This window comes from Clostridium mobile, assembly GCF_018918285.1.
Lineage (GTDB): Bacteria > Bacillota > Clostridia > Clostridiales > Clostridiaceae > Clostridium_AW > Clostridium_AW mobile.
In genome coordinates, this window is sequence record NZ_JAHLQF010000001.1 from 573,245 (window position 1) to 589,806 (window position 16,562).

Genomic DNA, 16,562 nt, shown 5'->3' on the forward strand with positions numbered 1-16,562 from the left:
ACTGGTGCTTCTTATTGGTGTTTTTATTAGTCTAAACTTAAATTAGCTTGTTCACTTGCTATTCCATCTATTGTTTCTTCACGAATCATCTTCTTTTCATATGCCTTAAAGAATGGATAATAGATTGCCGCCATGATAATTATATTTATAACTACTAGCACAGCTGCTCTCCAGTCCCCACCTGTGGAAAGGTACGCACCTATTGGAGCTGGTAATGTCCATGGCGGTTGAATATATGGTTTATTAACCAAATTTAACGCCATAGCATAGTAGCTAATAGTTCCTGTAATTAATGGCCCAATGATAAAGGGAATGCCTAAAATTGGGTTTAACATAATTGGTGCACCAAAAATTATAGGTTCGTTAATATTACAAATACCTGGAATTAATGAAGCTCTTCCAACGCTTCTTAAATATTTAGATTTAGAGAATACCATCCAAATTAATAATCCTAAAGTAGCACCTGATCCACCTATCCAAATAAACCATTGAAAGAAAGGCTCTGGAGCAATGTTAGGAATAGCTTGATTTGCTGCTGCAGCTGCGGTATTTTCATCTAATAATACTAACCAAATTGGTCTTGCCACTGAGCCTACTACAGATACACCGTGAATACCAGCAGACCATAAAAGAGTAATTAAAAGAATTGGAATTAGTATTCCTGGTAAAGTATTTCCCGCTGTTACAAGTGGCTTAAATAAATCCATAATAAATCCTTGAATATCAAATCCTATCATATGTCTTATTGCCCAAATAACAATAAGAATAATTGCTCCAGGAACTAAAGCTTCAAAGGATCTTGATACTGCTTCCGGTACGCTTTCTGGCATTTTAATAACAAAGTTTATTCTGTGTAAAAATCTCATTACTTCAACTGCAAATATAGACATAATTATTGCAACGAACATGCCTGCTCCACCAGCATTGCCCATTGGAAGCATCCAGCCATGTCCTTCAATGTTTTGTGGAACCATAGTTATCAAAAAAGCCGCTAATGAAAGTACCCCTCCAGATATTCCATCCAGTTTATAGGATTTAGCTAAGCTATAACCTATACCATAACAAGCATATAAAGACATAAGTCCAACAGTTAATCTAAAAGGAATTAAAATATTGCCAGCATAGGGTTTCACTAATTCTGCCAATTTCGCTGATGGTGGAGATGCAAATATTAAGAAAAAGCTTCCTACAATAATTAACGGAATCGTAGAAATAATACCATCTCTAATAGCTTTTAGATGCCTTTGCTCTGCCAATTTTGTCATTGGTGGCATTAGAAATTTTTCAATAATTTCGAAAAACTTGCTCACTAAAATTCCTCCTATTACTTTATTAATTCTTTAATTTGTTGAATTACCTTAGGACCTCCTAATGGGCCATATCCTTGAGGAGTGATTAAAGCTATTGGTATATTAACTTCTTTAGCAACTGCTTCAAATCCCGCATATCTATGCCTTACCTGCGGAGCTACTAAGGCAATGGTCCACTCTCCTCCCTTTAATTCATCTTCAAATTCTCCCGTTCCCACTGCTTTTACATTCATTGGTATGCCTTGCTTGTCAGCCTCATTTTTAATAGATTTAACAACTATAGAGCTAGACATTCCACCAGAACAAACTAAAAGCACATTAATCATGATGATCATTCCCTTCATAATATTCTAAAGCTTTTTTTATAAAGCCCTTGGCTTCTTTTAATCTCTTTATGGCTTCTTCTTTATTGCAATGAGTTTTTATCATTACAATTGCTACTTTAGGTTGAAAATCAGCTTCTTTCAAAACCTTCGCTACAATCCTTTCATCTTCACCAGTTGCCATCATAACAATTTTATTAGCACGATGAACTAATTTTTTGTTAGTTGTCTGTACATCCACCATTAGATTTTTATATACCTTACCAATTCCAATCATGGAGGCAGTAGTCAACATATTAACTACAAGCTTTTGTGCCGTACCTGATTTTAATCTTGTAGACCCTGCAATTACTTCTGCTCCAACTATGGGGGTTATAGCAACATCTACAATTTTTATAATAGGTGCTTCTTCGTTACAACAAATTGATACTGTAGTGGCTCCTATTGACTTTGCATATTTTAATCCACTTATAACATAAGGAGTTCTTCCACTAGCTGCAATGCCAACCACTACATCTTTAGAATTTAGATTAATATTTTTTAAATCCTTAATTCCTTCTTTTTCACAATCTTCTGCACCCTCAACAGCTTCTAATAAAGCTCTTTCTCCTCCTGCAATAAGTCCAACTACCATTTCTCTCGATGTTCCAAAAGTAGGTGGACATTCAGTTGCATCTAATATTCCCAATCGTCCGCTAGTACCAGCCCCTAAATAAATTAGTCTGCCATTATTATTAAAGGCTTCAACAATTTTTTCTACTGCTTTGGCAATATTAGGTAATTCCTCTTCTACTGCTAAGGCTACCTTTTTATCTTCTTCATTTATAATTTTCAAAATATCATAAGTAGACTTTTCATCAATATCTACAGTATTGCAGTTGACCTTTTCTGTGGTTAAACTTTCTAACTCACTATTCATTATGCACTCCCTCTCTTAGTACTTCTTATCTTTTACAACTTCTCTAGTTTTATATAGATAATCAATTACTTCATCATATAGTTTGCATGCTACACCAACAAATAAACTATCAACTATATTTAACTGAGCAATTCTAGATGCCATAGCTGCACTTCTAAAATTATTTTCTACAGCAGCAATGAATAGCTTTATGTCTGATGTACTAACAATTGGAGAATCTCCATATTTAGTTATGCATATAGTTGTAGCTCCTTTCTCCTTAGCTATTCTCAGTGCATCTACCACCTCTTTTGTGCTACCAGAATAAGAAATTCCTATAGCTACATCTTCCTTAGAAAGATTTACTGCTGAGGTTAATTGCATATGAGTATCAAAAAACATATATGTGGGAATATTAATCCTCATAAATTTATATTGTAGATCTAATGCAACAATAGAGGATGCACCTACTCCAAAGACATTTATACTTTTAGCTTTATAAATAGCTTCAATGGCTCTTTCAAGTTCATCAGGCGATAGTATCTTTGTAGTATCCTTTAATGCTTGGATATTTCCTGATGCTACTTTCATAATAATGTCATTGGCACTATCATCAGTATCAATTTGTTCAAAGAAAACTTTTGGAGGTGTTCTCCTTTGAGATATCTCTAATGAAACATCTATTTTCAGCTCTTGATATCCCTTTAATCCCAAACTCTTGCAAAATCTTACAATACTAGCTTCACTCGTATTGCTTTTATCTGATAATTCCGTTATGGATAAATTTTTTAGTTCCTCTGGATGTTCTAATATATACTGTGCAATTTTTTTTTCTGAAGGTTTAAAAGTATCAAAACCTTGCTTAATTTTAACTAATGTTCCTCTCATCTTTTCACCCTTTTTCTAATAATTTTCCCAAATTTCATTATCAATTTTTTTATTTAAATTATTAAATGCTAATATTAAAGCTCCAATAACGGGAGAATACATTGGACTTTTAACAGTAATATTATACTTGTACTTATTTAAAGCATTGGTAAAATATTTATATACTAGATCCATATTGTCAAAAACCCCTCCACCTACACTTACTATATACTCATTCTCTAAAGGAATCTTACTTATAAGCCCTATAGTTAAATCTACCAAATCTTTCGAAGCCTTCTCTAAAATTTCTAGGCATTCATTATCTCCCTTGAGAGCACAATGATATACATCCTCTGAAATCTTTGCTATATCTGCTTTAGTCCTTAATGGATTGTAAATATATCTTATAAAATCATCAGTATCTTTAACACCATAATGCTGAAAAACCCTGTCCATTAGTGAAAGATTTTTACCTATTCCATCAGCAGTTTTAGCTACTAAGGCTAACCCTCTTCTAGCAATGTCATATCCGCTGCCTTCATCTCCAATAATATGTCCCCATCCGCCTACGCGATATTGTCTTCCATAGCTATCAATAGCAAAAGATATGGACCCTGTTCCACTTAAAGTAAATATTCCTTTCTCTTTACCATGAGCACCTACCAGTGCAATGTGTATATCTGTGGTTAAAAATAAATTAGATTCAATATTTAATGAAGATATGATAGATAAAAATGTATTTCGATCCTTGTTTCTTCCTATTCCAGCTATGCCCATAGAAATTAACTCTACATCTTTCATGCTGCATCCAACCATGTATGTTAAGCTGCTTATAAGTTCATGAAGATGCTCTTTAACACTTTTTTCTCCTTGGGAATGAAAATTTAATGATCCGCTTTTAGATTTTCCTAATATTTTTCCATTGTCATCAGCAATATAGCCAATGCTTTTAGTACCGCCACCATCTATACCAATAACAAATCCCATAGCTAACGCTCCTAATTCAATATTATTTGGTATAATTTTCTAATTAATTTAAGTATATCATAATTAAAATTTTTTTCAATTATTTTGGAATATTTGTAAATTTTTTTCATGATTCAAAAAACTACAAAAACAAATCTATTTAGTCTTAAAACTAAAAAAAGCCGCACGAATTGGCGCGGCTCAGTTGATTAATTTATTATTCTGTACATATTTCCTCATTTGACTTTACATAAAACTGCAATGGCAAAGGATGGCTTGCAAATAATACCGGTGTCAGTGAATAAGAGTAGCTTCCAGCTTTTGATATTACTAATATATCTCCAATATCAGCCTTTGGCAGCATTATATCTTTCACCATTATATCTGCCGATGTACACAGATTCCCCACAATACTTACCTTTTCAAGAAAGGATTTTTCTCTTTTAGCAATAGTAAATTCAAAGGCATCTTTAGCTGTAAATAATGGTTCACACCCCTGTAGTTTACTTCCTTCAGGTGTATAAGCAGTTAAAAGTTCTACAATAGAAGGCCTTAGAAAACCATTAAGTCCATTTTCCACTACTAAGTACTTTTTTCCTCTAGATTCTTTTATATCTACAATATGAGTAACATATTTACCTGCTTCACACACTACAAACCTACCCGTTTCTATAATAAGTCTTGCATTAATTTTATGCTTAAATTTTTCAAATAATTTTTTACATTCATCACTAAGTAACTCAATATCAAGAGGACTGTCCTCTAATGATGAATATACTATACCTAGACCTCCCCCAAAATTAATAAATTCTAGTTCCCAACCCATAGTTTCTTGGCAAAATAAAGATAATTCAAAGATTTTATCATAATATCTATAAAGTATATTGTAATCAAGAACCTGAGAGCGCAGATGTACGTGAATACCAATAATTTGTATATTAGTTAAACTATCGAAAAGATCTTTCTGCTCAATAAGCGTTTCTTCATCAATACCAAACTTACTGCTTACTCCATTTCCACCATCCATAGTATAGTCAGGATTTATTCTTACTCCTACCTTAACATGTAATTTTTTCTCTTTTGCAACCTGATTAATTAAAATTAATTCGTTATAACTATCTGCTATTATAATTGACTTATCCAAAGTTCTTTCAATATCTTTTCGTGTTTTTCCTGGAGATGAGTATAATATTTTTTCATGGGATAAACCAGCTTTCTCCGCTATAGTTACTTCCTCTGCAGAAGCTGCATCCGCACCAAATCCCTTTGATAGAATGAAATTTACTATAGGGTTGTATGGGTTAGTCTTTATCGAATATAAAAACTCAAACTGTGGAAATTTTTCTAAAAGAATTTCAACTTTATTGGAAATAATACTTTCCTCGTATACATAAAAAGGTCTGTCATATTCCCTCATTAATTTTTCAATAACACTTAAATTACTCTCCATAAAACAATTCCCCCTATGTTTTAATATTACCTGTTGCATAAATCACCATGCATTTTTAGTTTATCCATATTATACCATGAAATTAAATTCTAGGCAGACACCGTTTTTTATTGTGCATTTAATTTAGGAATTATTTCTGATCTTCACTAACCAAGTTATAGATATAAAATAACCAATTATAGGGGAAATTCCGTATCCCATCAATGGAACTGGAAAATTACCAAATAGTGTAGAAATTAAAATAACTATAAAATATATTCCAATACATATGGATAATAATCTAAAATTTCTTGGTGGAAAAAATATAAATGGGATTACTAGTATCATAAGAGAAATTACTCCTAATATAAACCATATTATCCCCATGCTCGCCACCAAGCTAATTATTTCTTCAACGTATGGCACAGGCGGTAAACTATCTAAATAAATCCAAGAGATAGAAATAAATATTAAAAGTACCCCTATAATACTAAAACGTAAAATCTTATTATTAGCCTTGCTCCATAAGAGTATAACCATCGAAATAATAAATGCAGTTAATTGTGAAGCATCTGGTTGTAAAGTAAGTAATATTGATATGAATATAGTTATAAATGCTGATATCCACCATTTTTTAAATTGCAATAAACTCCATAACTCTATAATTATAATAGGCATAATTATACTTGCAACGTAAAACTTAACTGGGCCAATAGATATCCATCTATGAACTCCTAATAATCCTAAGTCAATAAAAGTTAGTAATAAAGACATCACCGATATTAGAATAATAATACCATTGGTTCTTATTTTTTTACATTTAGATTTTTTTGATAAAACAATATATGAAATTAGTCCTGCTATCATTGAACAAATAATATTTTGTCCCCAAATAGCAATTGGGACTTTATTAATAAACATTGCTATGGCTCCAATTATAACTGATGGAAATGCAATAATCATAGGTGCAAATTTTGATAATAATATTTTTGACATTTTTAACTCCTTCTTAAATCTCCATATTTTTGAGCTCCTGAATTATATCAAGAATCCCCTTCTCAATATAGTCCTCTCTTACATTTGTGGCATTTAATTTAAGTATCCTTTCACTTGGAAATGTGCTTAAATAATTTCCTTCTTCTGTAGCTACTCTAATAGATTTCTTTTTCAATCTATGTATAAGCTTTTCTCTATTTATTTTCTCATCAAAGGTTATATATGTGTGAATACATGAATTTTTAATAGGTTCATATTTAAAAACATCACTATAAACTTCATATTGTTTTTCTAAGACTGAAGTTAAGCATTTACTTCTTGAAGAATAAGAAGCTTTAATTTTTTGTTTATGACGTTCAAACATACCACTTTTAATATAAATTTCTAATGCTGCTTGAGAAAGCATAGAACTATCTACATCTATGAGTCTTTTATATTTACCAAAATTCTCTAGAATTGCATTAGGAATAACCGCAACTCCTATGCGCAAGCCAGGAAATATAATTTTTGAATAGCTCTTTAAATAAATAACATGAGAAAAGTCACCATAGGCATATAAGGGATCAGCCTTTGAATCCTCTTCTAAGTCAGCTAAATAGTCATCTTCCACAATAAATACATCATATTTTTGTGCTAGCTTTACAATAGCCATCTTTTCCCTTTGAGAATAAGAAGTACCTAAAGGATTATGAAATCTAGGCATGGTATAGAAAAATTTAATATTTTCTGTTTTAAATAGTCTCTCAAGTTCATTTAAATCAATGCCTTTACTGGTTCTTTTAATGCCTAGTACAGGAATATTGTGAGTTTCTAAATAATCTATAAATAAATGATAGCTAGGCTGCTCTATTAAAATAGTCTCTTTTCTATTTGGAAAAGTTAATGTAGTTAATATGGCCAAGGCTTGTTGAACTCCAGAAGTAATAAAAATATTATCTTTATTAGCAAAAACCTGATAATTGGCTAAATGCTTTTGCATTATATTAATTAAAGAAGTTAATCCTTTAGAAGTTCCATATATAAATAACTCATTTTTATATATATCAATGGCTTGATTAATGCAATGCTGAAAATCTAAATAGGGAAAAACCTGTGGATCTGCAGCAGAAGATGCAAAATCCAATAATAAGCCTTTATTACTATTAACAGTATTTTTTCTCTTCACAATATAATATCCACTTTTAGGTATGGAATAGACCCTATGCTGTCTCTCTAACTCCTCTAAAGCTCTTATGATAGTGCTTTTATTACAACCATATCTCTCAGTAAAATCACGAATAGAAGGTAATTTATCTCCCTCTTTATACTCTCCATCTTCAATTAAGCTCTCCATGTGGCTTAATATTTCTAAATATTTATACATACATTTCCACCTCTACATTAAAATCTGTACCGGTATAGATAGCTTTTATTCATATTGTACCATAGTTATTAATCTACTAACATATAAAGTATACCTTAAGGCAAATTTAAAACTTATAGGCACCTATAACTTTAGGAGGAATTTATAAAATGTATAAAATGAAATTTTCACATAAAAAAAAGGCCTATGTTGCCGCTATCCTATACGCTCTTATAACAGGCTTCTCATTTTTATTTTCCAAATTAACTCTAAACTTAGCAAACCCTCTTGACACACTAGCTCACCGTTTCACAGTATCTTTCATATTCGCTTTCATACCTGTTTTATTAGGATGGATAAAATTAGATATAACTAAAAAAGATATCCTTCGTATTCTGCCTCTTTCACTATTTTACCCAATCATGTCCTTTGGGTTTCAGATATTTGGACTAGTTTATATTTCCTCTTCTGAAGCAGGAATCATTCAAGCAACTATTCCTATTTTTACAATGATATTTTCAACAATCTTCTTAAAGGAGCGTCCTAGCATATTACAGAAAATATCAATACTGTTATCTGTAGCAGGGGTAGTGTATATATTTTTTATGAAGGCTATAAATTTAAAAAGCAACATTTTTATAGGTATAGTGCTTATTCTTTTATCCTCACTTTCCTCTGCTGGCAATAACGTACTAGCAAGAAAAATGTCAGGACAATATAAACCTATATGCCTAACTTATACCGTAACTGCTATAGGCTTTGTATTTTTTAATATTATGTCTATTATTAACCATAGCTTAAAGGGAACTCTTAATCTTTACTTTAAGCCTTTTACCAATCCATTATTTGTAGTTTCAATAGTTTATTTAGGAATATTATCTTCACTTATCACATCATTCCTAGTGAACTATGCCTTATCTAAAATGGAGGCTTCTAAGATGAGTGTATTTAATAATCTTTCCACCTTGATAACTATGATTGCAGGAATAATATTCCTAGGAGAAAAGCTTCAATACTTTCATATTATTGGAGCAGTGATGATTATTCTTGGAGTAATTGGGACAAATTTTTTGGATAAGATATCTTAGACTTATAAAATTCTTTTTACTCACTCTCCTTTTTTAAGCTATGAACTGCAAGCAGAAAACTTAAGATACACATCAGTACCATTGGTCGCAATGATAGAACAGCTACATTCAAAATATGTCCAAGCACATAGTAGAGTCAAGCAATATTTTATTATACTAAATCTTTATAATATTAAAATAAGTCTATCTTAAGATATAAACTTTACTAAATATGTACGATAATAGTATGGATAACTAAAGATATTGGAGTGATTACAAATGAAAAAAAAGAAATTATCATTAACAAGCTTTAGCAATAAATTAATAATTTCAATTTTAGCCATCACTTTAATACCAATAATTTGTTTGGGTATTTATGCTAAAGCTGTTGTTGAAAAAGAGTTTAAAAACAATTTCATTGAATCTAGTACTAGAGAAGTTACACAGATTGATAATGCAATGAACATATTTTTTGATACTGTAAAAGAAAATTGTGAGATGCTGGCAAATAATGAATATGTAAAAAAAAGTGATAAAAGCATAACTTCTTATTTAAATATAAATCAAGATATGCAAATGACTCCTTCAAAAAATGGAGGAATAGAACAGAAAATATATGAAGAATATTTAGAGTTTTCTAAATCCCACAAAAAATCAGCTTATGTTTATATGGCAACAAAAGAAGGTGGATTAGTTCAATGGCCGGAAGGGAAAATTCCAGCAAAGTATGACCCACGCCAAAGACCTTTCTATGAATTAGTTAAAGAAAATAATTGGACCACAGCAAGAACCGATCCTTACTATGTTCCTGTAGATAAATCTGTTGTTGTTAGTACAAGTACAGCAATCAGAGGAGCAAATGGCGAAGTTATTGGTGTACAGGGACTTGATGTGAGTATAAAAGAATTAACGGAAATGGTTAAAAATATAAAAATAGGAAACGAAGGATATGTAATTCTCACAGATAAAGATGGTAATATACTAGCCCATCCAAAGAGAGATGACGTAGACTTTAAAAATGTATCTACTTTAGATATTCCTAGTTTAACAGATAAGATGGCTACTACCGATGGAAGCTTTGAGACTACAATAGATGGTGGACAACATCTTGTAAATATTTATACATCTCCAAATTTAGGATGGAAATATATATCTATTATACATAAAAGCGAATTTTTAAATAGCATAAAAGAATTAGAAACCGTGCTATTGATTTTATTAGGAATATTTGCTGTTTGCACAGTGATATTTTCTTTCGGCTTTTCAAAAACAGTTTCAAAACCTATAAAAATAATTGAGCAGTGTTTAAATAATATTAAAGAAGGAGATTTTACAAAAGAAATTCCAAAAGAACTTTTAAATAGAAATGACGAATTTAAAAATCTCGCTATTTCAATAGATTTAATGCAAAATACTTTAAATTCTCTAATAGGCAATATAAGAAACTCGGTAAAAATATTAAATAGTTCCTATGGAGATTTAGTTTTAGCCTCTGAACAAACTAAATCCGCTACTAACGATATAGCTCTTTCCATTGAGCAAGTGGCATATGGTGCTAATAATGAAGCAAAAGATTTAGAAATAGGTACAGTAAAACTTAATGAATTAACTAATAATTTAGATATTGTTAACGAAAAAAATTCAACCATGAATGAACTTACAATTAAAACAGATGAATTAAGTAATAAAGGATTAAATATAGTATCTTTATTAATAGATAAATCAAATGAGGTTCAACATTCCGTTGAAAATGTTAATAATGTAATTGATGATATGGGAGATATGTCTAGAGAGATAGGTACAATAACTGCTACCATTGAGCAAATAGCAGAGCAAACTAACTTACTTGCTTTAAATGCAGCCATAGAAGCAGCAAGAGCTGGTGAACATGGTAAGGGATTTGCTGTAGTAGCTGACGAAGTAAGAAAGCTTGCAGAACAATCTTCTGAGTATAGTAAATCTATAAAGGATCTTATCGAGAAAATTCAAAACCAATTAGAAAGTGCAGTTGAAGGTGTAGATAAGTCTAAAAAGATCACATATGAAAATAATGTTTATGTAAGTGATACTAGAGAAGCTTTTGAAAACATATCTAAGTCAGTTAAACAATTAGCGGACAGTGTATCAGAAATAAGGAAATACAATGATGATATTAATTTAAAAAAGAATGATGTATTAAATATAATTACCAATATCTCTGCTGGAGCTGAAGAAACAGCTGCTAGTGCTGAAGAAGTATCTTCTGCAACTCAACAGCAAAATGCATCCATGGAAGAGCTTATAAATAATGTTGAAAATATAAAATCCCTTGCAGAAAATATGAATGAAGCCATAGAAAAGTTTAAAGTTAAATAATAATGCAATATATGGTGCTAGTATATATAATAATACTAGCACCATATTAAAATTAGAGTCTGTAAATAAATTTGTGTAAATCTCCTTATTTTATAAGTTTCCTCCTAATATTATAATAATATAAAAAACAATATTTAGTAAAAGCATGTACAATTGGTTTAACATTCATTAATAAAAAATGATTGTAATAAATTAAGATATGGAGGTGTGTTATGTCAAATTTAAGAATTGATAATTCCGTAAGGTTAATAGGCAAATTAAGACTTGGAAACAATGTTTATATTGCACAAGGTTCAGTTCTTCGTTCAATTGATGACTCCATAACTATTGGAAATTCATCTTGGGTTCTTGAAAATTCTGTCCTTATTGGAACGCCTGAACACTCATTAAAAGTTGGTAGTAAAACTATTTTTGGTCACAAATGTATTGCCATTGGAGCAGAAATAGGTGATTTATGCGAAATAGGAAATGGTGTTATTTTTCTTCCAAGCTCAAAAATAGGCAATATGTGCATATTCGGGGAAGGAACAATAATTCCTGAAGGGCGCGTTATTCCTGATGGATCTGTGGTTGTGGGGAGACCTGGCAGAATAATAAGAAAGCTGACCACAGAAGATAAAAATATGATATCAAGAATGAGAGGCAACGATATTTCATTGAGCTCATATGTAGAAAATATAATCGATAATGAAGCAAAGGAAGGTGAAAAAATGGGAAATTTATATGAGTATGGTGTTAAATATCCTGTGGTTGCTGAATCTGCTTTTATATACGATTCAGCTGAAATTACAGGTGATGTTACAGTAGGAAACAATTCAGTAATCGGTTCAGGTGTAAGAATAGTAGGAAATTCACACGGTCCTGTAAAAATCGGTAACAACGTTCAAATACTAGAAAACTCCGTGTTACATTTATTGCCTGACAATGAACTTGTTATTGATGACAATGTAATTATCGGTCCTGGCTGTATAATTCATGGCACAAATATTGGCTCAAACACCATAATAGAATCCGGTTCAATAGTTTGCGATTACAGCAAATTAGGCAAAAATACTTTGGTTAAATCCGGCAGCTTAGTTAAACAAAGAAGTGTTTTTGAGGATAACCAAATCGTAGAAGGCTTCCCTGCTAAGATTGTGGGCGAAAATACAGAAATACAAAAAAAACCTGCCTGGGCATTATAATATATACAGCATTTTATCATTGGTACATAATATTTCTGCACTATATAGTTTATTTTAAAGCAGTAATATGAACATGTAAATAATTTTGTGTAAAACTATGCATTTATATTGGGGATTGTAGCTAGATAAGTTACAATCCTATTTTATATTTTATTCTCTCTTATCCCCCAAAAAGAAAAGTGCTACCGTTCCAGGTCCCGTATGGGAGCCAATTACAGTACCAATACTATTTATCATCACAGGTCCATTTAGTAAAGTAAATTTTTTCTCGATTAAATCCGCTACCTTACGCGCATCCTCATAACATGCTGAATTAGATATAAAGCATTTCCCAGAATAATTTACACCAGCCTCCCCATGAGACTCCATCATATGTACAATCTCCTCCATTACACGTTTTTTACCGCGAATCTTTTTACATGGAGTAAGCTTTCCCTCATGATTAACATTTAATAACGGACAAATATTAAGGAGACTTCCCACAGTGGCAGATGTAGCTGAAATACGTCCACCTCGTTTATAGTGGGTAAGATCCGTAGAGAAAAACCAATGATGTATATTAAGTTTCTTCTCCTCTATGAAAGTATATACCTCTTCGATGTTAGCTCCGTTATCTCGCATATCCGCTGCCATATCTACAAGTAATCCATAGCCTAAAGATGCTCCTAAGGAATCTACTATGAAGATTTTTCTATCTGGGTACTTTGATAAAAGTTCCTCTCTTGCAATAGTGGCAGAATTATAAGATCCTGATAAACCAGAAGAAAAAGAAATATGGAGAATATCTTTTTTCTCTTTTAAAAATGGTTCAAAAAAATCTATATACTGTCCCACATTCACCTGCGAAGTTGTAGGCATTGCTCCTGCTGCAATTCTACTATAAAATTCTTCAAAAGACATGGTTTGCCCCAGGTCATCTGGATATTCTTTTCCATCTAAAATATAATGGAAGGAAACAAATGGAATATCCTTTTTACTAAAATAGTCATAGGGCATATCTGCTGTTGAACAACAAGTTAGAACATAATTAAGCATATTCAATCCTCCCTTACACTCTGTTAATTTATTTATATTACTCAAAATTCTATTATATAATATGATTATTGCCAATTATTTAGAAATTACGCACACTTGAAATCCAATAAATAGCTAAAAAGGATTAAGACCTAAGTTAGCCTTTAATTGAGACCCTCGGACAATCCGAGGCTTTTATTTAAAAAGGCGGCTTTTAAAAACAAAGCCGCTCTTGATAATTATTTTTATTATTGGTGATTATTCTTAAACCACTCTTCAAAACCTTCCTCAAAACTTTCCTCATTTGCCCCCTCTTCCAACATATGAACAGATGAAGGTATTTGATTATCCGTCTGCTGCTCTCTTTCAAAATAGAATAGATTTTTTTGTATTATCCACCCTAATGTAAATAGTATAATGGCAAACAATACATACTGAGAGCAATTGGACATATAGAAATTTACAACATCATATTCATTTCCGGCAAATGTCAGCTGCTGTGCTGCCATCATTTGAGAAATATATTCATAGCAATTTATGATTGCCCAAATGGAATACACCGCAAGCAAACCCGCAAGTGTATATAAAATAATACTGAAAATATGAATTTTTTTCTTCAACCTTAATTTCCCTGCCTTTCTATATTACTCTTAACCTGTATCAACTTACCCTCGCTGATACCCAAAACCACATCGGCGACGGAAGTGACCTTTTTGGAGTGGGTAACGATGATAACACATTTATTTGTCTTATGAGCAAGGGATGTAAAAATTTTAAGGATTTCTATTTCGGTATCCTTATCCAAGTTACCAGTGGGTTCGTCAGCAATAATAATATCAGGGTTATGAGACAAAGCTCTTGCTATCCCCACACGCTGCTGTTCTCCTCCTGAAAGTTGCAATATTTTTCGGTCTGCAGTATCCCTGTCAATTCCCACCTTTTCTAAAAGCTCATAGGCAAAGGTCTCTTTATCCTTTTCCGTACTTCCACTGATATTCATGGATAAGACAATATTCTCTACGGCAGTTGCATTTGTTAAAAGGTTGAAACTTTGGAACACTACACCGATATCCTTTGCCCTGTATTTGTCGCGATCAAGGGTTTTGAGATCATTTTGACCATGCAGTATCTCGCCGTCAGTGCAGACGTCAAGTCCTGATATAAGAGATAACATAGTGGATTTACCTGATCCAGATCTTCCTACAATAGTATAAACTTTTCCTGCTTCAAATTCAGCGCTTAAACCCTTTAAGACCGTCTTTTTTGCACCTTCATATTTATAGGTTACATTTTTCAATGTCAATACGCTCATATTTTTCACCTAATTCCTTTCCATGAGTATTTTGATAGGTTCGTATTTTGTAATTTTACCGATGGAAACAATACCTGATACGGAAGCAAGAAGTAATGAAATGGTGATAATTTGCCCTATTGTATCAATTCCAAGAGAAACCTCTATATTATCAAGTGGCTTCACATTTGTAGTTCCTGCCGGTTTTCCACCTACTATGACCATTTTAGGTCCTCCTGTGTTTGCATTGGCTTCTGCTTCCTCTGCCGCCACAATTTGATCATTAAGAAGGACATTGGCTACAGGTTGTGCTACAAGTGTGCCTGAGCCTATTCCTACTACTAAGCAAAGACAGGTGATAATAAGCATTTCCGCCCAAAGTCCCAAAGCTACTTTTCCTTTTTTCATACCCATAGCTCTTAGAACTCCAATCTCATATTTCCTTTCACGAATGGAAATTGAAGAAAGAAGTGCAAGAATGATACCACCAAGAACCAAAACAATAATCATAAAGGTAAGAGAAATGCTCTTTAAACCTTCAACAGGACCCACAATTTTATTGTAGCTTGCTTCATCTGTTGTAACATCATATACTTCGTTTAACCCCTTTGCGTATACTTCCTCTCTAAAATCTGCAAGCATATCAGGGTTTTTCAAAGAATAGGTAGCGGTAATCTCAATACCTCTTTGTCCTGACTCCATTGGAGCTAAAACCGTATCAAAATCAGCTAAGATTTCATTACGTCTGTTCATATAAGGATTTTTGAACATTGAGTTAGAATATTCTTCTGTTGTATCATAAAAAGTACCTACAACAGTCAATTCATATGTAGTATCCTGGGTATTCCCCTCTTCATCGCTAAGCATCCCCTCTAAAGTAATTTTATCTCCCACAGAAATATCATTAAGCTCGGCAAGGTCGGTGCTTATAATACATTCCTCTTTATCTTCTACCATCCTCCCCTCTGCAATTTCACGATTTCCATTATTAAAATCATCCCAAAAGTTTCCATAAAGGCGCATTTCCGGTTGAAAGTCACCTACTCCTCCCTGTTTCATCATAGTAGTCCCGCTTGCCCCAGCCTCTTCATCTATAGGGGTAATATTTTCGCTTTTAACACCGGCAGCCGCCGTATAAGTACTGTTTAAAATATATTCTGAATCTCCAAAGTCAAGATATTGCTCTGGTGATATAGGTGGACGCTTCATTTGAATAGCGGTTTTGCCGTCTTCCATCTGGGTTTGCGCCTGCTCCCTCATCTTTTCCATATTAGGAGTAATGGTAACCTCCGAACCAAAACGCGCCTTATAATCGTCAATAATTCCACTGGCAGTATTGTTAATAATCAATGCAACCACTGTTGTAACGATGATGGCAAAAATAATAATACCCATCAAAATATTTCTGCCACGGTTTCGCACTATGTTTTTTAGTGCGTTTTGAAAAATGTACATACTGATTTTCCTCCTTTAACTCCTTGTATTTGCAAATAACCGATCTACATTTATAATTATAATTA

At 32.3% G+C, this 16,562-nt stretch carries 15 protein-coding genes; 3 read left to right on the forward strand and 12 right to left on the reverse strand.

All coding sequences use genetic code 11. From position 1 onward, the window contains the following. Positions 1–26: 26 nt before the first annotated feature. From KQI86_RS02890 to KQI86_RS02925, 8 genes are all read right to left on the reverse strand, one after another. A complete protein-coding gene (locus KQI86_RS02890) occupies positions 27–1,310 on the reverse strand; it encodes a PTS sugar transporter subunit IIC (RefSeq protein ID WP_216437654.1) in 1,284 nt (427 codons plus the stop codon). Between the two features lie 14 nt (positions 1,311–1,324). Continuing rightward, positions 1,325–1,636, reverse strand: a complete 312-nt coding sequence (locus KQI86_RS02895; protein WP_246582632.1) for a PTS sugar transporter subunit IIB — start codon at positions 1,634–1,636, stop codon at positions 1,325–1,327. Continuing rightward, positions 1,629–2,552, reverse strand: a complete 924-nt coding sequence (murQ, locus tag KQI86_RS02900) for an N-acetylmuramic acid 6-phosphate etherase (protein WP_216437655.1) — start codon at positions 2,550–2,552, stop codon at positions 1,629–1,631. The genes KQI86_RS02895 and murQ overlap by 8 nt, the downstream gene beginning before the upstream one ends. Before the next feature lie 15 nt (positions 2,553–2,567). Then, positions 2,568–3,419, reverse strand: a complete 852-nt coding sequence (locus KQI86_RS02905; protein ID WP_216437656.1) for a MurR/RpiR family transcriptional regulator — start codon at positions 3,417–3,419, stop codon at positions 2,568–2,570. 15 nt (positions 3,420–3,434) lie between these two features. Next, positions 3,435–4,385, reverse strand: coding sequence for an N-acetylglucosamine kinase (locus KQI86_RS02910; RefSeq protein WP_216437657.1), 951 nt, complete (start codon positions 4,383–4,385; stop codon positions 3,435–3,437). Between the two features lie 196 nt (positions 4,386–4,581). Continuing rightward, positions 4,582–5,814, reverse strand: a complete 1,233-nt coding sequence (locus tag KQI86_RS02915; RefSeq protein ID WP_216437658.1) for a type III PLP-dependent enzyme domain-containing protein — start codon at positions 5,812–5,814, stop codon at positions 4,582–4,584. 123 nt (positions 5,815–5,937) lie between these two features. After that, positions 5,938–6,789: a cell division protein gene (locus KQI86_RS02920; protein ID WP_216437659.1), complete on the reverse strand. Its 852-nt coding sequence runs from the start codon at positions 6,787–6,789 to the stop codon at positions 5,938–5,940. Between the two features lie 13 nt (positions 6,790–6,802). Continuing rightward, the gene (locus KQI86_RS02925) at positions 6,803–8,152 is read right to left on the reverse strand and encodes an aminotransferase-like domain-containing protein (protein WP_216437660.1); all 1,350 of its coding nucleotides are present in this window, start codon (positions 8,150–8,152) and stop codon (positions 6,803–6,805) included. A gap of 158 nt (positions 8,153–8,310) precedes the next feature. Here KQI86_RS02925 and KQI86_RS02930 point away from each other — a divergent pair, with 158 nt between their 5' ends. The 3 genes from KQI86_RS02930 (at position 8,311) to KQI86_RS02940 (ending at position 12,737) form a co-directional block, all read left to right on the forward strand. Then, positions 8,311–9,219 carry a DMT family transporter gene (locus KQI86_RS02930; RefSeq protein ID WP_216438297.1) on the forward strand — a complete coding sequence of 303 codons (909 nt, stop codon included), beginning with the start codon at positions 8,311–8,313 and terminating at the stop codon, positions 9,217–9,219. A gap of 258 nt (positions 9,220–9,477) precedes the next feature. Beyond that, positions 9,478–11,553, forward strand: a complete 2,076-nt coding sequence (locus KQI86_RS02935; RefSeq protein WP_216437661.1) for a methyl-accepting chemotaxis protein — start codon at positions 9,478–9,480, stop codon at positions 11,551–11,553. Positions 11,554–11,765: 212 nt separating this feature from the next. Next, the gene (locus KQI86_RS02940; RefSeq protein WP_216437662.1) at positions 11,766–12,737 is read left to right on the forward strand and encodes a carbonic anhydrase/acetyltransferase; all 972 of its coding nucleotides are present in this window, start codon (positions 11,766–11,768) and stop codon (positions 12,735–12,737) included. A gap of 150 nt (positions 12,738–12,887) precedes the next feature. Here KQI86_RS02940 and KQI86_RS02945 read toward each other — a convergent pair whose 3' ends face one another. The 4 genes from KQI86_RS02945 to KQI86_RS02960 all read right to left on the reverse strand — a co-directional run bounded on the left by KQI86_RS02945 (position 12,888) and on the right by KQI86_RS02960 (position 16,497). Next, on the reverse strand, positions 12,888–13,772 hold the full coding sequence (locus tag KQI86_RS02945; protein WP_216437663.1) for a DegV family protein: 885 nt from the start codon (positions 13,770–13,772) through the stop codon (positions 12,888–12,890). A 227-nt stretch (positions 13,773–13,999) separates the two neighbouring features. Next, positions 14,000–14,371 carry a hypothetical protein gene (locus KQI86_RS02950; protein WP_216437664.1) on the reverse strand — a complete coding sequence of 124 codons (372 nt, stop codon included), beginning with the start codon at positions 14,369–14,371 and terminating at the stop codon, positions 14,000–14,002. A 2-nt stretch (positions 14,372–14,373) separates the two neighbouring features. Beyond that, the gene (locus KQI86_RS02955) at positions 14,374–15,063 is read right to left on the reverse strand and encodes an ABC transporter ATP-binding protein (protein WP_216438299.1); all 690 of its coding nucleotides are present in this window, start codon (positions 15,061–15,063) and stop codon (positions 14,374–14,376) included. Between the two features lie 9 nt (positions 15,064–15,072). After that, entirely contained in the window at positions 15,073–16,497 is a 1,425-nt protein-coding gene (locus KQI86_RS02960; RefSeq protein ID WP_343216129.1) for an ABC transporter permease, read from the reverse strand. Positions 16,498–16,562 lie beyond the last annotated feature (65 nt).